Here is a 19,038-nt window from a genome sequence, read left to right as displayed (position 1 = left end):
TTGCAGCCTATCCTTTTGGGATAAAATTTACTTATAAAAAATGCCCTTTGTGAGGGCATTTTTTATGGATTTGATGGATTATACCAATTAATGGGTCAATTTCATAAATACCTGAGGTAGCATTTCAGGTAATTTATCAACATGATCTATTACGGTGTATTGGTTGCCAAAAATATCGGCGACATACTCATCCGCTTTTGGATCCAAAGTAATGCAGTAGGAATAAATCCCTCTGCTCTTGAGTTCTTCAACAGCTTTATGAGTGTCTTGAATCAACATTTGAGGATCTTTGGTATCGATATCCGCCGGTTCGCCATCGGTCAAAATCAGCATTAATTTCTTTTCTGCCTTTTGGGCTTCTAAGTAATGCGCTGCATGACGCATCGCCGCACCCATGCGCGTTGAATATTCGGCTTTCATCGCGGCAATACGCGCTTTAACTTCGTCGCCATAATGTTCTGAATAGCCTTTGATGTGTGAGTAACGCACTTCATGACGCGTATCAGAACTAAACCCAGCAATGGCAAACTTATCGCCCAGTTGCTCTACTGTCCAAGCAGTAATGGCTAAGGCCTCTTCGGATAACTCTAATAGCGTTTGTCCAGAGTCTTTATTGCGCTGATTGAGTGATTGTGAGGTATCCACCAATAACATCACAGCAATATTGCGGCTGTCAGTGGTGTGGCTGTAATTGATGCGTGGGTCAGGTGCTTGGCCAGATTTAAAGTCAATGATTGAGCGCAAGGCCACATCCAAATCCAGCTCTTCGCCTTCTTCTTGGAAGCGAATGCGTTTTTTGTTTTGTGGTTTAAGGGCTTCAATCATTTTTTTCAAACGATTGGCTAGCGCGCCATGCTTTTCCATCAAACGGTCAATCTTTCCAGAGTCGCCACTGGGGTGCAAACGTTCGTAAACCGTTGCCCAATCAGGGCGATAGGATTCTGAGTTGTAATCCCATTCATCATAATGACGCGGTGGCAAGCTGTTGGCGTCATCCACAATGCGTTCTTCGGATTGATATTCATTGTTGTGAAAATCTTCGGCTTCGTCATTTTCTTCGTGGTGAAACCAGATAAAACGGTTGTCATCACGATAGCTGATTTCGGTGTCATCCCAGTAAATGTCGGGTTGACTGTCGGTTTTTTTGCGGGTTTTCACAAAGAAATCGGTACCGAGTTTGCTCATGTCTTGGGTGGTGGAGTTTTCACCTTTTTCATCTAAGATGGCATTAAATCGAACCCGAAACTCTTCCAAGAGTCCATTTTCAGTATCGAAGTTTTCATCCATCAAGGCGCGCGATAATCGCGCAGCACGATAGCGTAAACAAGATTGATGTTCTGGATCACACGCGCCTTTTGGCGGAAATGGGTGCAACGCTAAAAATAAGGGTTTAAGACCTGGGTAACGTGCCATCGCCAAACGGTCAACACGGCAATCTTCAAAGGTCGAAATAAACAATTGCGTATGGGGTGCAAAGTTATCGGCCATAAGTTTGGTCGACCAGGTATGGTGCGCCATCAAATGCGCTAACATGGCACGGTAGCGATTTAATCCGCTAACCCCATTTTCCATTTCGTAGACATCAGGCACCGCAATCAATTGCGAGTCTAAGTAGGGCACAGGTTTACGAATTTGGTCAAAGGCGGTAGAGAAAACCGAGAAAGGTAAATCGCAATCCCACAGGCAGTCTTTGAGCATTTCCATGTGGCGTTCGACACCTTTAAAGGTGGTGCCTTTGCGTTCGCGTTGAATAATGCTTTTGGCATCATGCGAGGTCAGTTCAAAATATTCAATTTGTTGGTCTGGCGCGTTGCGATAGTTGCGTGCACCGTAATCAATAAAGTTGCGAATGCCGTTTAGGCACAACTTGGAAATGAGTTGTGGCATGGAGTTGAGTAAGGCAATCATTCCCGGACTTTCGTATAAAGAGTGGTGACCATGAATGACGGTTTGCGTCTTTTCAACATATTCGCTGATGATATCGAGATACATCTGTAAATCTTCAATACGGTCGATACGACGACAAACGCTACTTAAAGAATTTAGGAATGGGATTAAGGCTTTTTTGTTGGGACTGCGAGCGATGACATAGGTATAGTCCGCCACCATTTTCATGGTGCCTTTGCCTATGTGGGTTGCAATTTCGGGCATGACTTCTAGGTAAACCAACACGGGTTCAACGCCCATGCCGATTTTACAGATGAAGTTTGCGCCATCAATATAGGCTTGCACGCCCTCAGGGGACAAATGATTGTGCGCATCCGCAATACAGGCTGGGAAAACCTCTTTTGCTTTAGGAAAACCACATGTAAACAGCGCTTCGTATTGGGAGAGAATTTCTGCTTCCATAATAGGGGGCTCTTTGTCTTAGATTTGAATAAGATTGGTAAAATCATTAATTTTTTTAATGATTCAAGTCCAAAAAACGCCTAAAAATGACCAGGCCTGGTTATTTTTAGGCAAGTTTTTTGGTGTTTTTATCCAAAAATCATTTCGATTGCATTGTCTAGCGTTTGACGAATATCGGCATCGTCTGTGATGGGGCGCACTAAAGCCATTTTACAAGCTTCGATTGGCGTAATCCCTTGATTAATCAGCGTTGCAGCATAAACCATTAAGCGGGTAGAAATCCCTTCGTCAAGGCCGTGACCTTTTAGATTACGCGCAGTTTCACCAATCTTAACCAGTTTATCTGCAGTTGCCGCATCCACTTTACCTTCCACTTGTAGAATATGAGATTCTACTTCTGGGGCAGCATAGTCAAAGTCCAAAGCGCAGAAACGCTGTTTGGTTGATTGTTTTAAATCTTTCATGAGTGACTGGTAGCCAGGGTTGTATGAAATGACCAACTGGAAATCTGGGTGGGCTTTAATCAATTCGCCTTTTTTATCTAAAGATAATTCACGACGGTGATCTGTCAGTGCATGGATAACCACCATGGTGTCTTGACGGGCTTCAACAATTTCATCTAAATAACAAATCGCGCCATAACGAGCCGCCATGGTTAAAGGGCCGTCAACCCAGCGCGTGCCATTAGCATCTAATAAATAACGGCCAACTAAATCCGAAGCCGTAATGTCTTCGTTACAAGAAACGGTGATGATCGGCTTACCGAGTTTCCAAGCCATATGTTCAACAAAACGCGATTTACCACAACCGGTGGGGCCTTTAACCATCACGGGTAGGCGCGCCGCATAAGCAGCCGTGTAAAGTTCTACTTCGTTAGATTGTGCATCGTAAAAAGGTTCATTGTTGATTTTGTATTGTGAAATATCCATGATGGTTCCTCGTAACTAGAGTTTTGAATGTGTTGAAGCTAGGTTGTTTAATCAAAATGGCTCAGGCGCGCGCGCAAAACCACTTGGATTAAATAACCTAGTAAAGATAACGGGATAGAATTTGGAGTTAAAAAAACCCCTGCTCGAAAGCAGAGGTTCTTTTTTGGGTTTCTAAATAAACATTCGTTAAGAATAATTACTTGTGAACGCCCAATTTTTCTCTCCAACCTGGGAAGATTTTGTCTGCATCGCCTGGGAAAGACTCAAATGCACGAGCAAACTCGTTGTGGTCTTTAGCGAATTCGATTGGATCTGCACCAGATTTCCAGCACTCATACGATTGACGTAGAGAGATAGCACCCGCAGCAGGAGAATCGATATGTCCGTAAGAACCACCACCAGAAGTGTTGATTACGTTACCGTGACCTAGGTTTTCAAAGAAACCAGGTAGACGTAGAGCGTTCATACCACCAGAGATGATAGGAGTAGTAGGCTTCATTCCGTTCCATTTTTGGAAGAATGCTGGACCTTGGGCTTCTTCGCGTTCGATCATGTAAGCGATGTTACGGTCATCCGCTCCACCTTCCATTTTACCGAAGCCCATAGTGCCCACGTGGATACCAGAAGCACCCTGTAGACGAGAGATCTTAGCTAGAACAAATGCAGTGTAACCACGCTTCGCTGAAGGCGAAGTGATTGCGCCGTGACCCGCACGGTGATAGTGCAAGTATTGACCTGGGTAGTTACGACGAGCAGTAGTAATCATTCCTGGACCACCAACATAACCATCAACTAGGAAAGCAACTTGAGGTGCCATTTCACCGAAAGTTTCTAGGATGTAGTCTGCACGGTAAAGCATTTCATAATGGTCGTCAGCAGTGATGTTAGCTGAGAACAACTTAGTGTCACCAGTTTCATCTTGCGCACGCTTCATAGCGTCAACAACTAAAGGAATTACTTTTTTCATTGGGCAGAAAACTTGGTTTCCTTGTGGTTCATCGTTCTTGATGAAGTCACCACCTAACCAGAACTGGTATGCAGCATCTGCGAAAGGCTCTGGACGAAGACCTAGTTTTGGCTTGATGATTGTACCAGCGATGTAACCACCGTTGTCTTTGTCACGACCAAGCATACGCCACATGTTAGTGATGTCTACTGCTGGACCGTCGAATAGGTGTAGCTTAGTTTCTGGAACCCAGAAGTCAAACATTTGTAGGTTCTTAACATCACCCATACCTTGGTTGTTACCAATGGCTAGTGTTAGGAAAGAAACCAACATTGTCTTACCATCTGTACCGTTACGGTCAAATAAATCAAATGGGTAAGCAACTTTCATGATGCCTTGAGCTTCGTCGATTTCATAAACTAAAGCGTCAACGCCTTTAGTGAAATCATCTGTAGTACATACTTCAACGTTAGTACCAGTTGAAGATTCTGCAGCGATGTGAGCAGCAACTTCTAAGTAACCGTAACCAGCAGCTGGTTCCATTGTATAAGCCACAAGAATGTGGTTTTGACCTTTAATCAAGTCTTCTTCTTTCAAAGACAAGTCAGCGTAACGATTCGACTGATCCATTTTTCTTACCTCAATATTAGGATGTTGCTTATTTAAAAACACTATCCTTAGTTTCAATTGAATTGTCCCAAAACAATTCAATCCCAAAAGTTTGAGCGCTCATTATAGGGCGCTGAACAATAAAGACAAATCAATTATTTTTATTATACATATAATCAATTATCTATATTAAAGTCGGTATTAATAGATTTTATTAAATGCTTTGCTGCTTAAGAGCTGTCCTTCTGCCTGTAAAAGTTCTATAAGCTTCTCTGCGGCTAAGGAGAGCACCTTGCCTTTTGGATAAGCTAAATACCAGTGTCGATGAATTGGAAACCCTTGGACATTGAGAATGGCGATTTCATTTTGCGTGATTTCGTCCATTAAAGTGGGAATGGAGGTGATCGAGATACCTAGGTTTTGCAACAGACCTAAGCGAATGGCTTCATTGCCACCCAATACCATTTTGACTCGCGGTTCAAAATGGGCTGCGGCAAATACCTTTTCTAATTGCGCGCGAATTCCAGAGCCAGTTTCGCGCATTAAAAAGGGTTCGTCTTGTAAGTCTTCGATTTTGAGCGATTTCCCCACTAGAGGATGTTTGGCATTGGCAACAAATGCCAATGGATTCACAGAGAGTTGTGAAGAGGTGACATTCAATTCTTCAGGGGGTTGACCCAAAATATAAAAATCATCCTTGTTGGCTAAAATGCGTTCAAGTAAATTTTCTTTGTTACCCACTCGCATTAAAACCGTGACATCGGGATAGCTTTGCGTGAAGGTGTGAATCACCTTAGGAATAAAATATTGTGCGGTTGAAATCACCGAAAATTTCACACTGCCCCCAGAAAAACCTTTGAGATGGTTAATTTTTTGTTCGGCAAACGACAATTTACGCAAAATATCATCCGCAGCATCATAAAGTGCTTGGCCAGCGCCGGTTAAATAGACTTTACGGCCAATTTGCTCAAATAAGGGCGTGTCCAGAATGTCGGCCAATTTTTTAACCTGCATAGAAACCGTAGGTTGCGTTAAGTGGAGTTCTTCGGCAGCTTTGGTAAAGCTGTTGTGGCGTGCGATACTCTCAAATACCTGTAACTGTCTAAGGGTTGCATTTCTCGCTAATACTGAAATCTTTTCGGGCACGAAAGCTTCCTATGGCTAATTTAAAGGGTTGTGCGATATTACCTTCAGGATTTTACCATCAGTTTAGGGCGTAAAATTGCCAAGCCTCTGTTTTATTTGAAATAAAAGGTCTATAATTGACTTAAAGTTTATAAGTCAATGTGAGCGTTGAGGTTTTAAAACCACTATGATTTCCAGTATTTCAGCCAGTCCAAGCCCAATGAATATGCCATCGATTTCTTCGATGAGTGGCTTGTCACGCTCAAATGCTGCATTGCATTCAACACCCAATCAGCCTGTTTCTTATTCTCCCTTGATTCAGCAGGAATCTAAAACAACTCAAAAAACCTCTTCATCAACGGTCAATTCAAAAGATTCTGTTGAGGCTCCCAATACTCAAAAATCCAATGGCATGGAGTCGCAGTCCACCCAGGACAAGGCAAAAGAAGCACAAAGCCAACAGCAGGTCGCACAAGTCATCTCACAGCTTAAAGCCAGAGACACCGAAGTGAGAGCGCATGAAATGGCGCACTTGTCTACAGCAGGCAGTTATGCGCGTGGTGGAATGAGCTTCTCTTATCAAACCGGACCAGATGGTAAACAGTATGCCGTGGGTGGTGAAGTGGGTATTGATACCTCGCCGGTTTCAGGGGATCCCCAAGCAACTTTGCAAAAAGCCCAGGTCATTCAAAGAGCGGCCTTGGCGCCAGCACAACCTTCTGGGCAAGATATTAAAGTGGCTGCGGCTGCTCAAAAAATGATGATTGATGCCAGAGCAGAAATGTCAGCCGCTAACTTATCAACTGAAAGTACACCATCATCAGATGGCGAATCTTCGCAAACACAGGGAGATATGTCTGCGGAGTCATCAGGTAACAATGCTCAAACGATTCAACAAAATAACGGACTAGAGTCAAGATTGTTGCCTGAAAGAGGCATGTTTGATACTCGGGTGAATTTACAGCAGGCCATGCGTTAAGTTTTGCTTGAGGTATTGAGAAGCCGTTTAGCAAAAAGCCACGTCAATCGTGGCTTTTTTATGAAGAAAATTGGTGGCTAAACTTTTCTGATTAAATCGGGCAAAAAGTCTGTTGCATGGCATTTAATAATGCCAAAATTTGGGTATCACGCACTTTGCAAAGAATTTTGCTGCCCTCACGGCGCGAGGTAATAATTTCTTTTTCACGAAGGATGTCGATGTGTTGCGAAATATTGCTTTGGGTTGTGCCTACTTGCGCAACGATTTCCATAACAGGCTTTTCTTCTTCTCCTAAAACACAGAGAATTTTTAAGCGAATGGGGTGTCCCATGGCTTTTAAAGCTTTGGACGCTTTTTCAATATTCTCTTCTTTCATTTCAAAGTAGTTATCAGTTTGAGCCATGGAATATCACCAAATAAGTTTATAAAAATATACTAATTGTCTAATTCTAATTAAATTGATGGTTAAAGTCACTTAAAGTTATTTTATAATGAATTTAATTTTTTAATAACAAGGGCTTTGCGAGCCAGTTTGAAAGGCTACAAAACCTGAAATTTGGCATGATGCCAGTCGGAGATACAGTGAAAATCACTTGGGCAAAAAAAGGTTTATGGGGTGTTACAGGCGCTTTTTTAGGAGCGTTTGTGGTTTTGGCAACAACGGTTGTGGCGGATAAAGATGCACCGGCAACGACTGAGCAGGTTTCAAAGCAGCTTCCGCTAAAAGAATTGCGTGCTTTTGTAGAAGTCTATGAACGCGTGGCCAATGATTATGTCGAACCTGTCGATGACAAAAAACTTTTAGAAGGCGCTATCAGTGGTTTGTTATCAAACCTTGACCCACACTCTGCTTATCTACCACCCAAAGATTACAAGGAAATGGAAGAGCACACCACCGGTGAGTTTGGTGGCTTGGGTATGGAAGTTGGTTTAGAGGACGGCTTTGTGAAAGTCATTTCTCCGATTGACGATACCCCTGCTCAAGAAGCAGGCGTAAAAGCTGGTGACCTTATTATCAAGTTGGATGAAGAGCCTACTAAAGGCAAAACGCTGAATGAATCCGTCAAAGTAATGCGCGGAAAGCCAGGCAGCACAATTAAGTTAACCATTGTTCGTAAGGGTGAAGATAAGCCAATCGAACTGGAATTAACCCGAGCAGTTATCAAAGTTAAAAGCGTCAAACAAAAATTACTCACAGATGGCATGGGATATGTTCGTATCAGCCAGTTCCAAATTCGTACGGGTGAAGATTTAACCGATTCTATCGCAAAGCTGACTGAAGAAAATAAGGCGCCTTTAAATGGTCTTGTGTTGGATTTAAGAAATAATCCGGGCGGTGTTTTGCGTGCTGCGGTGCAGGTTTCAGATGCGTTTTTAAATAAAGGTCTGATTGTTTACACCAAAGGGCGTGTTGAAAATTCACAAATGCGTTTTGAAGCTGAAAACGGTGATGTCATGAAGGGTAAGCCAATCATTGTGTTAATCAATGAAGGTTCAGCCTCTGCTTCTGAAATCGTTGCAGGTGCGTTGCAAGACCAGAAGCGTGCCTTAATTGCAGGACGCACCAGTTTTGGTAAAGGGTCAGTACAAACGCTGTTACCGTTAAATAACGGCGGGGCAATTAAAGTGACCACGGCGCGTTATTTCACGCCTTCAGGTCGTTCGATTCAAGCGGAAGGCATTAAGCCAGATATCAAAATTGATTTGGTTAAGGTTGAAAAGCGTGAAGAAACGATGGATCGTGTTAAAGAAAAAGATCTTAGCGGGCATCTAGATCATGTGGATGACAAAAAACAAACAGTGAAAACAGAAGAGCAAACCAAAGACGAAGCTCGTTTGAAAGAGTTAGACGAAACTTTAGCAAAAGACTTTGAATTGCATGAAGCTCTAAATTTATTAAAAGGTATGGCGTTTACGCAAGCCATGAATCAAGCCAACTAAATTTAATAAAGAGAGGGTTTTGATGCAAAAGCGGGTTTTGGTTCCTCTGGCTCAGGGTTGTGAAGAGTTAGAGGCGGTGACCATCATGGATTTGCTGGTGAGAGCGGGTATTGAAGTGGTCACAGCCAGTTTGGATGAACAAAAAATCATCACCGCCAGCCGTCATACCCAATTGATTGCTCAAAACACTTTAGCCGAGGTTGAAAATCAAGTCTTTGATTTGGTGGTACTGCCTGGTGGTTTGCCAGGTGCTGACTATTTAGATCAAGATATGCGTTTGCAACGTATCTTGCAACAAACCGCTGCCCAAGGTGGCTGGGTTGGCGCTGTTTGTGCAGCACCAAAGGTTTTAGTGAGTGCAGGTTTGTTAGATGGCAAAACGGCAACCAGCTATCCTGGGGTGATTGACACCTTGCCCGCCAAAAATATGACCTATAGCCATTTGCCTGTGGTGATGGATGGCAAGGTTGTGACCTCTAGAGGGCCGGGAACTGTGATGGATTTTGCGCTGCAATTAATTGAAGTATTGGTGGGTTTAGAAAAGCGTCAAACAGTCGAAGCTGCGCTTGTCAGGTAGTCGTTCAGATAGTCTGTAAAATAACACTATTGATTATTAAGCGTTTTAATGTAGTTTTCTGAGTATCTTTTTGATGGCTTCAGCAAGCGCTTTGGCTTGGGCTTCTGTTAGGGTAATTTCGCGGCGCGCGGATTGTTGCAAAGCTTTTGCCATAACCAGCTTATCTTTGAGTCCTTCAAGTTGTTTCTTGTCCATACGATGCCCCTAATTCAACGGTTTGATAAGGTTTTAACGGTCGTTTTTAACGATTTAAGCGGCCTTGGATAAGCATTTAAGGGCAAAGTTTTCGGGTGTTAAAGGTCTGCTGAATAAATAACCTTGTCCTTCATCACATTCCAATTTTTGCAAAATCTCTAATTGAGATTGGGTTTCAATTCCCTCAGCCAGCACTTTAAGTCCTAAACTATGTCCCATTTTAATGATGGCTTTTACGATTGAGCGCGCTTCGTCGTTATATTCAATATCATCTATAAAGCTTTTGTCAATTTTAATACGGTCAATGTTCAGGTGTTTGATGTAAGACAGGGATGAATAGCCTGTGCCAAAATCATCAATGGATATTTCCATACCTTGGTCTTGTAGGCTTGCCAAGCAGCCACCTTCTTCTTTTTGGGCATCAATATTTTTCATCATCACCGACTCAGTGACTTCAATATCGACTTGATTGGCGGCCACTCCATATTTTTTCAGGGTGCTTTCTACAAATGGCCCAAAGTTACCTGCCAAGAGTTGAATGGACGAGGCATTAATGGCAATTCTTGGCAATGGATTCTCAGCAGTTTGCCAAGATTTAAATTGGCGAATCGATTCTGCAAAGACAAACTCACCTATGTCGCCAATTAAACGAAATTTTTCAGCTAGGGGAATAAACTCTGCTGGGGGAATATTGCGAGATGGCGTTTCCCAGCGAATTAAGGCTTCAGCCCCAACCAATCCTAAGTTTTTCAAAGAATACTGCGGTTGGTAATGCACACTAAACTCTTGTGATTTAACGGCTTGGTGAAGGTTTTGTTCTATGTCATGTAAATATTGTAAATGCTCGCTCATGGATTTCGAAAAAATACAGAATTGGTTGGCGCCATCTTCTCTGGATTGGTACATGGCATAGTCGGCATGTTTTAAAACAATATCTGGCTCAGTGCCGTCTTTTGGATAGCGAGCAATACCGATACTGCATCGCACCTTATGTTCTGTGGCGTGCAGGTCATTAAGCTTTTGCAGATTGTGAATGAGTTGATTGGCTAAATTAGCCAGCTCAAAATCTTCTAAAGATTGGCGAATAATCACCGCAAATTCGTCACCGCCTATGCGCGCGACTGTGTCATTTTCGGTAAAGGTTTGCATGCAAATTTCGCCCAGTTTTTGGAGGAACTGATCGCCCACCGCATGGCCTAAATGATCATTGACCCATTTAAAATCGTCTAGGTCCAGGTAGAGTAAGAAAAACTCAATATCAGGATACTGTTCAATTTGTTGGCGCATTTGAGTGTTAAAGCTGTGGCGGTTTGCCAAGCCTGTTACGGCATCATGGTTGGCCAAATGTTCAAGTTGCGTTTGAAAGGTTTTGAGTTCGGAGATATCCGTTAGAATGATGGAATAATAGGTTTCGGGCAGAGAAAAATCGTGGATTTCTTCAATGTCTAAAATCAAAGTTTGCTCTGGCATATTGGTTAAAGACACTTCGCTACGCCATTTGCCCTTGCTGAGGGTTTGCTGAATGGCTTCAATGCTGATGTCGTTAAACGCTAAGGCAAGACAGGGCCACATTGACGTTTGATTTTCAATTTGGCAAGCTTCAAGCAGTTTCTTAAAGCGTTTGTTGCTAAGAATCAAAGCGCCTTTTTGATTGATAACGCCTATGGCTTCATTTAAGTGTTGTAACAATTTTCGGTCCATCAGCAGTTCTTGAGTTCGCTGTTGAACGCGTGTTTCTAGGGTGGCTAATAATTCTTGTTGTTTGGTGGCGGCCTTATGAATCTTACGGGTTGTTAAAATTCCAATCAGTAGCATGGACAAGATGAGTGGCAGGGAAACCCAAGTAATCATTGAGCGCATATCGGCAATGATTTCTGAGTAATGGCTGATGGCTAAAGAGGATTCTTGAGCGATGCTTTTTTGCAGTTCTGCCAGCGTAAGCTGAACCGTTTCTTGTAACGGCAGGGTAACCTCTACCAACTCAATCATGGCGCTGGGAATTTCTTCTTCCAGAATCAGCTCGTAAACCATCATTTGCATAATGCGGTTTTCATCCATTTTGCTTTTTGCTGCCTGCAAAAGCGCCATTTGGGCATCGCTTAGATTCAACCTTTCTAAGGTTCTGAGATGATTGCCTATCCGATGTTCATAGGCGTTCATTTGTGTTTTAAGGTCATCTATCTCAAATGGGTCGTTGCTTTTAATCATCTTTACCAGCAAAATACTGCGGGTTGATGAGGCTTTATGTAGCATATCAACATGATAGTTTTGCTGGGTGAGGTTGATATAGTCTTTGAAGGCTTTAGAAATTTTAGATTCGTAATTAAAGAAAATGCCAGCCGAAATCGCCACCAATATAATGATAAGGGCGTAGCCAATAATTAAAGAGTAGATAAATGAGTTTGAGTTTTTCTGCATGGCCGCATTTTATAGATTTTATTTATGACTGCAATTTAATAATTTTGATGGCTTTATAATAAATTTTAGAGAGCGACGTAAAAGATCGATGGTTGTTAGTCGATGTGCGTAACCATAAAAAATGGATAAGAAAGCATGAACCGCCTCTGGCAAAAACTTAAATTCTTGCGGAAAGGACTCTTTTGGAAAAGCGTGGTTATGCGCTTTTACAAGGTAAAAGGGTTGGATGCGGTGGTCATTTTGTCTTACACCACCTTACTCAGTTTGGTGCCTTTGTTGGGGTTGATGTTGAGTATTTTTTCAATGTCAGACCTGTTTCAATCTTTGTCTAAAGAAGTGTTAGATTTATTGGTCGCCCATTTATTACCGCAGTCTGGTGAAACCATACAGCAATACCTTTGGCAGTTTTCACAGCAGGTGGCTAAATTAAAAGGCCCCAGTTTGATTTTTATTTTAATCACCACGCTTATGTTGCTGTGGACGATTGATGACAAGCTCAATAGCATTTGGTCATCAACCCTCTCGCGCCGATGGTGGGTGAGTCTTTTACATTATTTGGGGATCAGTTTATTGGGGCCTGTTTTGTTAGGCGGCAGTTTGGTGCTGAGTTCTTATTTAACGGCTATGCCCTTGATCAGTCATGTGCAGAACTGGGTGGTACAACCCTTGGATTGGTTGCATGCGCTACCGATCTTGTTTAATGTGCTAGGGTTTGCATTTTTATACCGATTTGTGCCTGTTGTCAGAGTCAGCTGGACGTCGGCTATGATTGGTGCTGTTTTGGCGGCATTGCTGGTCGAGGGGCTTAAAAATGGCTTTGGGTTGTATTTGGCCTGGTTTCCAACCTACAGCATTATTTATGGGGCTTTTGCAGCCATTCCTATTTTATTACTGTGGATTTACAGTCTTTGGGCGGTTATTTTGATTTCTGCTACAGTGGTTTTTCAATTAGAAAACTTTGAAAAAGGCTCGCAACTCAAATCATCGATAAAGGCTAAGCATCCCCCCGTAAAAGCCTCCTCCGAAGATACTTTGGAGGTCGTTTGATTTTTCTGTTAGTTCTGCTGTTAATGCTTGTGTTTGGGTTGAATACTTTTTGGCAGCAATTTGATGCTTTGCAGGTTTTGTTAAATTTTGGCAATTTGGACGAAACGCAATCTTTAATTCTATGGGAGCTAAGATTGCCACGAGTTGTCGCCACCAGTTTAGTGGGGGCAGGTTTAGCGGTATCAGGCGTTGCTATGCAGTCTTTGTTTCGTAATCCCCTAGCAGAACCGGGTTTGGTGGGCGTATCTTCTGGCGCTGCCTTGGGTGCTGTGCTGATGATTGTTGTCGGCCCGTGGTTTTGGATAGACGTTTCCAGTGGCTGGCTGGCCTTGAGTGCTTTTGTGATGGCGTTTGCGGTGACCGCACTCTTGCATGTGCTGTCCATTCATCGTGGGCAAACCCAAGTGGGCTTTATGTTATTGGCGGGCGTTGCCCTAAATGCCTTTGCAGCCGCTTTAACCGGATTATTGGTGAGTGTTTCAGATGACCAGCAAATGCGCAGTGTGATTTTTTGGATGATGGGGTCATTTTCCAGTTTAGGTTGGCAAGCGGTGTTGTGGATTTTGATGGCAATTGTTATCGGTATAGTGGGACTCTGGCGCCGAGCACATCAAATGGATGTGTTTTTATTGGGCGAGTCGGTGAGTCAGCAAATGGGGTTTGACCCACAACCCTTTAAACGCCAAATGATGTGGCTGTCTGCGCTGATGGTGGGGGTTTCGGTTGCCTTGGTAGGCGTGATTGGTTTTGTTGGCTTAATGGTGCCGCATTTAATGCGCTTGTGGTTTGGGGTAGGGCATCGACAGTTGTTGTTGGCATCTGCTTTAGGGGGCGCAATTTTATTAACGCTGGCCGATTGGTTTGCGCGCATTTGGATAGCACCTGCCGAATTACCCATAGGCTTGCTGATGTCTTTGCTGGGCGCACCGTTTTTTTTGATGATGTTACTGCATAAGCGTCAGGGGCTGTAAATGATTATTTGCCAAGCACTCAGTTATGCGGTGGGTTCAAAACAGATTTTGCGGGACATCAATTTGCAGTTAGACGCCGGCAAAGTCCATGTATTACTGGGCGCCAATGGCGCGGGTAAAAGTACCTTACTGAAGTGTCTGAGTAAAGATTTGCAACCCAGTAACGGGCAGATTGTCTGGCAAGGCCAGCCACTAGTCGCTTTGAATTTTGAGTCCTTGGCTCAGCAACGAGCGGTGTTGTCACAGAAGGTGCAGTTAAATTTTGGCTTTAAGGTTGCCGAGGTAATTCAGCTGGGTTTGGCGGTGAATTCGGCTCAAAAACAACCAGGCCTGGTTAAAATTGCACGCTTTTTTGACCTAGAACACCTTTTAAATCAAAACTATTTAACCCTGTCGGGTGGCGAACAACAACGCACGCAATTGGCCAGAGTGGTTGCGCAGCTGGGTGAAATGAAGGCGGAAAATTTGCAGGGCAAATGGTTGTTGTTAGATGAGTGGAATACCGGATTAGATTTAAAACACCTACAAACCATTCAGCTGGTATTACAAGATTATGTGGCTTTGGGGCTGGGGGTTTTGATGGTGGTGCATGACTTAAATTTGGCGGTGCGTTTGGCTGACCAATGTCACCTATTAAAAGCCGGCAGTTTGGTGGCCAGCGGTTCGCCCAAAACAGTTTTAACCCCTGAGATTTTGGCAGAGGTGTTTGGTGTGCAAGCCAAATGGTTGAGTGTTTTAGATGAAGATGCCACTGTGCAGTGGATTCATGTCGATTAGTGCAGTTCTTCTAAAGCCTGAATCACCAGTCTTTCAGCCGCCTCAAAATCAATATTCCCTGTGAGTTCCAAGCATGGCAACTCACCTAAAAGGTCAAGATAGCGTTGCGGGTGCGGCGCTTTGCCATTAGCGATAAACTGACTGTTCGCTTCTGCAAAAAATACGCCAGGGGTTTTCATAATCGCCGCGACCAATTCAGGGGATTTTGCTAAAGTCGTTTGGCGACAAAAAGTAGGATGTTCTGGATTGGCTTGCCAATTTAAAACCACTAACGCATCCAAACGATTTTCGGCCAAATAACAATTCGGCCAAAACAGCTGGTTGACATCGGCATCATATTTTTCTTCGTGGGCCCGTAATTCTTCGGTGGGCATGGCCAAATAACTTTGTCGTTCTGACTCACTCATCAACCCATGCAATCGCGGATTAAACACGATGGTGCCTGGGTTAATCCGCGGCTGTTTGGGAATGCCTTGCAGTTGTATACCTTCAGCGGTTGCATGGCATAAAATGCGGTCATTGCTGATAAAGTGTTGGCCTTTTTCTAAGAGTTTAAGCATCAGCGTCGATTTGCCGCCACCTGATAAACCGGCAATCGCCACGCCCTTATTGTGAATGCGCAAAGCCGAGGCGTGCCCCAGTAAACTGCCCAATCTTTGACGATGATTGAGAAACTGGGTCAGCATAAAATTAATGATTTGGTTGGGATGGTTATTGACCGGGCCAAGGGCAAAAGAATGAAGTGCGCTATCAGAAGATTCCGTTTGCCCTCGTTGGCAAAAGACCACTTGGGTTTTAACCTTTAAAATCCAGCGATAAGAAATGCCTTTATAGTCAGCATCAAAACACGCTTCTTTACGCCCAATTTTGCCGGCTTCTCTGTGCCAGTCTTGCCAGGGTAGATTGCGAATTTCTAAAGGAATTTCATCCATTTGCACGGCAAATAATTGGATGTCGGTTTGGGGGTGTTCATCGCTGAGCAGTACACAGTCAAAATAAGATTTTAAAGTGTCTATTAAGCGTTCACTATTGCTGTGTAGTGAAATCACCAAACCCGGCAATTGAATGCGCAATGCGTGTGGACAAAACGATTTAGAATTAATGCCCAAAGTTGATAGCAACTGAAAATGCGATTCAGTGTTCAAGGGCGACTTCTTCAGCTGCGTTATGACAAGGATTGGGCAACGGATTTTGATGGATTTGCTGCAGCACAAAGTCCGCATAGCGTTCTGCCATATCCAACCCTAAGCCTTCTTTGGCGCCTCTAAATCCGCCAAAAGCCGAAACTTCAAAACATACTATGCCTGCTTCGGTTTCTGCCATATCCACGGTGGTGTAGGCCAGATTAAACTGTGCTTGGGCTTTATGCGCCAAATCAATCATGGCTTGCGAGGGTTCGGCTTTGGCATATTTTCCACCGCCTAGAATGGTGGTATTCCAGTTGTCTTTTGAGCCTATGCGGGCATAAGCGCCTTGATATTCACCATTTAAAAATACCAATCCCAAATCCTGTCCGGGTAGGTTAATTTTCTGTTGAATATAAAAAAAGCGTTGCTTTTCAAAATAGGTTTCAAGTTGTTCTTTAAGCTGTTTTTTGGGAGTTTTACTATTGAGTATAATCATGCCACGGGCTTTGGTGGAAAAAAGCGGTTTTAAGACCGCTTCACCGTAATTCATAATGGCTTGATGGGCTTCTTCAATATTTTCGGTAATGGTGGTGGGCGGCATGGGAATTTGCGCTTTGTGCAATCCCACGGTGCAACTCATGCGGTCAATTAAGCGAATTAAAGCCTCGGGTTTTGAAAAAATTTGCACACCGCAAGTTTCGGCAAAACGCAAAATTTCCAAGCGGTCGAGTACCAAAGGTGAATAGGTTTCGGAGATTTTTTTGATGACAATGCCATCCAAATCACACATACATTTACCTTGGTAAAACAAACTGGGTTTAGTTAAATCGGCGACCACTTGTTCGATGTCAATCACCCAGCGAAAGCCTGTTTTGGCTTCGATGGCATCTGCGAGCACTTCGGTTGACCATTTACCGGGGATGCCGACGACGGCAATTTTCAGCGTTGAAAAAGGCTTAGTCATTAAATATGTCCTTTGGAACTTGATAGGGAGATGAAGTCGCATCCTTGCGCAGAGCGGCTTGGAAATCCAAGACCTGTTCAATTAAAAATCGGCCTTTAAACTGCATAGTTTTGGCATGGGTTTTATCTAAAATAAACCGAGTTGAGCTGATAAATGAGCGCGCCAGCCCCAAAGCCATGCGCTGTCCGTAGGTGGCATCTCCGATGGTTTGCGCGTAGCGTTCGCCAAAATCGTAGATGGCTTGCATGGTTTGGCTGATGCGATGGCGCACCGTGGGGTCAAAATCGCACAAGCGATAATACGACACTATTAACACCGATAAATCTTGCACAAAATCCGAGTATTCAGAGCGATGTAAATCAATAAAGCTCACTTGGTCACTGGTGGCATCATAGATAATATTGTCGATATTAAAATCACCATGCACAAAAATAGCGCGTGGCACTTTAAGCTTGGCTTCCAGTTTAGCGGCATTTTGAATCAGGGTTTCTAGAGAATCTTTTTTAATTTGACCAATCGACAGCGCATTGATATTAAATTCTGGGTGTACGGCATAAATGCTGTTGAGGCGACTTTTGAGTTGTTCCATAAAGAGCGCTGGGCGGCGCTCTTTGATTTGAGTGGTTTGCCAAATGTCTGAGAGCGTTTTAAACAAACGATTTAAACCCGCTTGTAATGGCTCTAGGTTTTCGCGCAAAATCAGTTTGTCAAAGGTTTCGCCTTGCATGTATTCAAACAACAAACCAGCCTTGTCACCGCGTTGATGAAAGGCATAAACCTCCGGCGCAATCCCCGGGTATTTTTTGTGCCAGCTTTCAATACCGAGCTTTTCTTCTTGCAACTTTTCTTCATTGCCTTCTTTAAAAATCGCCAAAATATCCAAGTCTTGAGTAGTGCGCTTTGCCAAGTCAGCATGGCGTAAGCCTGAAATGCTACAGCCAGATTTGGTTTCACCCATGGCGTGAATTTTAAGGTCGTCTTCCGTTGGGAGTGAGGTGCTATTGAGGGTGGCTTGCAAGGTGTGGTAACGGTCAATTTGAATCAATTGCCCCAGATTGCTTGAGATAATCGCCTCACCAATATGACGCAAAGGTTCGGCAGTTTTGCATAGGTCTTTAACAACAAATAGCCCGTTGAGCAGGGTTGCAATGTTTTGGCCACTGGCTAGGCGCTTTTGCGTTTTTTTGATTAAAGGATTGGCATGATGCTCAAGACGAGTTTCGAGTTGACAGAGCTCTATTGCCAGTTGCGAATCGTCTGCCAAAATGGCTGGACGCACTAGATTCAAATTTCGTGCTAACTCTAAGAAAATATTGCCAATCGCTGCCTGTTTGAATAAACGCCCCATTTTAGGTTTTTGCAGTTCTGTCGCTAATTGTTGCAGTTGATTGGAGAGGGTTTTGAGATGATTACTGATCATTTCAAAGCATTGAATACTGAGCGCATTAGGTTGGTCAGGTGCTTGGGTGTTTAAAAAGGCTTTGGCAGATTGGTTGAGTAGGGCTGCGTGATAGTTTTCGATGTAATCGACTTGTTGCAGGCTTTTGTTTAAATGGCGCTTTTCGCCGGTTTCAATATAGTCGACCACGCTTTGCAATTGTTTTTGCAAAGTCAAAATTAAAAACTGGAGGGGAGTGAGCAGTTCGGGCGTGGTTTTCATGTGAAAGAAGGCTTAAGACTGGGCCATTTTCCTTAGGTTGTTTAGTGGGTTGTTTCAGTGAGTCGTATTATTTAGATTTCTTTTTGCCAGAGCGTTTTTTGGCCTCAATAAACAAAGGCGATTCTTCATTCTCAGAGCGTTCGCTAGATGACCAGTTCAATTTAATGCTCAAAGATTGTGAGTTTTTAGTATGGGTCACTTTAATTTTAATGTTGGCCAAGCCTTCAGGGGTTAGGCGAATTTCTTCATCGTCATCGGTAAAAACCAATTCACCTTTATTAAAACCTTCGGTGATGGCATTCAAATAACCCGTGATGCCCTGCGAATCTTGCAAGGACTCATGTTCAAAGTTACGCGTTTTCTTGCTCATTTAAAGCTCTCAAGTTTTTTATCATTTGAAGATTATATGCAAAAAATAATCTCC

Annotated in this window: 17 protein-coding genes; 6 read left to right on the top strand and 11 right to left on the bottom strand. The window is 43.4% G+C overall.

Translation table 11 applies throughout. The features are described from left to right. Window positions 1-87 precede the first annotated feature (87 nt). The 4 genes from THMIRH_RS09810 to THMIRH_RS09795 form a co-directional block, all read right to left on the bottom strand. Window positions 88-2,349: a nitric oxide reductase activation protein NorD gene (locus THMIRH_RS09810; protein WP_173291918.1), complete on the bottom strand. Its 2,262-nt coding sequence runs from the start codon at window positions 2,347-2,349 to the stop codon at window positions 88-90. A gap of 128 nt (window positions 2,350-2,477) precedes the next feature. Continuing rightward, a complete protein-coding gene (locus THMIRH_RS09805; RefSeq protein WP_173291917.1) occupies window positions 2,478-3,278 on the bottom strand; it encodes a CbbQ/NirQ/NorQ/GpvN family protein in 801 nt (266 codons plus the stop codon). A 196-nt stretch (window positions 3,279-3,474) separates the two neighbouring features. Further along, window positions 3,475-4,854 carry a ribulose-bisphosphate carboxylase gene (locus THMIRH_RS09800; RefSeq protein ID WP_173291916.1) on the bottom strand — a complete coding sequence of 460 codons (1,380 nt, stop codon included), beginning with the start codon at window positions 4,852-4,854 and terminating at the stop codon, window positions 3,475-3,477. Window positions 4,855-5,034: 180 nt separating this feature from the next. Next, a complete protein-coding gene (locus tag THMIRH_RS09795; protein ID WP_173291915.1) occupies window positions 5,035-5,979 on the bottom strand; it encodes a LysR substrate-binding domain-containing protein in 945 nt (314 codons plus the stop codon). Window positions 5,980-6,145: 166 nt separating this feature from the next. On the opposite strand from THMIRH_RS09795, the gene THMIRH_RS09790 reads away from it, so the two are divergent. Continuing rightward, window positions 6,146-6,937: a putative metalloprotease CJM1_0395 family protein gene (locus THMIRH_RS09790; RefSeq protein ID WP_198415225.1), complete on the top strand. Its 792-nt coding sequence runs from the start codon at window positions 6,146-6,148 to the stop codon at window positions 6,935-6,937. A 91-nt stretch (window positions 6,938-7,028) separates the two neighbouring features. On the opposite strand, the gene THMIRH_RS09785 is transcribed toward THMIRH_RS09790, so the two are convergent. Then, window positions 7,029-7,340, bottom strand: coding sequence for an ArsR/SmtB family transcription factor (locus tag THMIRH_RS09785; RefSeq protein WP_173291914.1), 312 nt, complete (start codon window positions 7,338-7,340; stop codon window positions 7,029-7,031). Between the two features lie 179 nt (window positions 7,341-7,519). On the opposite strand from THMIRH_RS09785, the gene THMIRH_RS09780 reads away from it, so the two are divergent. Together THMIRH_RS09780 and THMIRH_RS09775 are read left to right on the top strand one after the other, a co-directional pair. After that, window positions 7,520-8,878, top strand: coding sequence for a S41 family peptidase (locus THMIRH_RS09780; protein ID WP_425335806.1), 1,359 nt, complete (start codon window positions 7,520-7,522; stop codon window positions 8,876-8,878). Window positions 8,879-8,900: 22 nt separating this feature from the next. Beyond that, the gene (locus tag THMIRH_RS09775) at window positions 8,901-9,455 is read left to right on the top strand and encodes a DJ-1 family glyoxalase III (RefSeq protein WP_173291913.1); all 555 of its coding nucleotides are present in this window, start codon (window positions 8,901-8,903) and stop codon (window positions 9,453-9,455) included. Window positions 9,456-9,500: 45 nt separating this feature from the next. Here the strand turns inward: THMIRH_RS09775 and THMIRH_RS09770 are convergent, their stop codons facing one another. Together THMIRH_RS09770 and THMIRH_RS09765 are read right to left on the bottom strand one after the other, a co-directional pair. Continuing rightward, window positions 9,501-9,650, bottom strand: a complete 150-nt coding sequence (locus THMIRH_RS09770; RefSeq protein ID WP_173291912.1) for a hypothetical protein — start codon at window positions 9,648-9,650, stop codon at window positions 9,501-9,503. Window positions 9,651-9,704: 54 nt separating this feature from the next. After that, window positions 9,705-12,068, bottom strand: a complete 2,364-nt coding sequence (locus THMIRH_RS09765; protein ID WP_173291911.1) for a putative bifunctional diguanylate cyclase/phosphodiesterase — start codon at window positions 12,066-12,068, stop codon at window positions 9,705-9,707. A 135-nt stretch (window positions 12,069-12,203) separates the two neighbouring features. Between THMIRH_RS09765 and THMIRH_RS09760 the strand changes: the two genes are divergently transcribed. The 3 genes from THMIRH_RS09760 to THMIRH_RS09750 are packed head-to-tail and all read left to right on the top strand — an operon-like array spanning window position 12,204 to window position 14,863. Further along, on the top strand, window positions 12,204-13,115 hold the full coding sequence (locus THMIRH_RS09760; RefSeq protein ID WP_173291910.1) for a YihY family inner membrane protein: 912 nt from the start codon (window positions 12,204-12,206) through the stop codon (window positions 13,113-13,115). Continuing rightward, window positions 13,112-14,086 (top strand): FecCD family ABC transporter permease, encoded by a 975-nt coding sequence (locus THMIRH_RS09755; RefSeq protein WP_243831432.1) that lies wholly within the window; start codon window positions 13,112-13,114, stop codon window positions 14,084-14,086. Before THMIRH_RS09760 ends, THMIRH_RS09755 begins: the two co-directional genes overlap by 4 nt. Then, window positions 14,087-14,863 carry an ATP-binding cassette domain-containing protein gene (locus tag THMIRH_RS09750; protein ID WP_173291909.1) on the top strand — a complete coding sequence of 259 codons (777 nt, stop codon included), beginning with the start codon at window positions 14,087-14,089 and terminating at the stop codon, window positions 14,861-14,863. Here THMIRH_RS09750 and THMIRH_RS09745 read toward each other — a convergent pair. From THMIRH_RS09745 to THMIRH_RS09730, 4 genes are all read right to left on the bottom strand, one after another. Continuing rightward, the gene (locus THMIRH_RS09745) at window positions 14,860-16,008 is read right to left on the bottom strand and encodes an HprK-related kinase B (RefSeq protein WP_173291908.1); all 1,149 of its coding nucleotides are present in this window, start codon (window positions 16,006-16,008) and stop codon (window positions 14,860-14,862) included. The genes THMIRH_RS09750 and THMIRH_RS09745 overlap by 4 nt on opposite strands. Further along, window positions 15,998-16,954, bottom strand: a complete 957-nt coding sequence (locus tag THMIRH_RS09740) for a GAK system ATP-grasp enzyme (RefSeq protein ID WP_173291907.1) — start codon at window positions 16,952-16,954, stop codon at window positions 15,998-16,000. The genes THMIRH_RS09745 and THMIRH_RS09740 overlap by 11 nt, the downstream gene beginning before the upstream one ends. Then, a complete protein-coding gene (locus THMIRH_RS09735) occupies window positions 16,947-18,614 on the bottom strand; it encodes an aminoglycoside phosphotransferase family protein (RefSeq protein WP_173291906.1) in 1,668 nt (555 codons plus the stop codon). The genes THMIRH_RS09740 and THMIRH_RS09735 overlap by 8 nt, the downstream gene beginning before the upstream one ends. A gap of 67 nt (window positions 18,615-18,681) precedes the next feature. After that, window positions 18,682-18,984: an amphi-Trp domain-containing protein gene (locus THMIRH_RS09730; protein WP_173291905.1), complete on the bottom strand. Its 303-nt coding sequence runs from the start codon at window positions 18,982-18,984 to the stop codon at window positions 18,682-18,684. Between the last annotated feature and the right edge of the window lie 54 nt (window positions 18,985-19,038).

This window comes from Thiosulfativibrio zosterae (assembly GCF_011398155.1).
In the GTDB taxonomy this organism is placed as follows: Bacteria; Pseudomonadota; Gammaproteobacteria; order Thiomicrospirales; family Thiomicrospiraceae; genus Thiosulfativibrio; species Thiosulfativibrio zosterae.
Note: the sequence above shows the minus strand (reverse complement) of the source record. Positions and strands in the feature narration are given on the sequence as shown.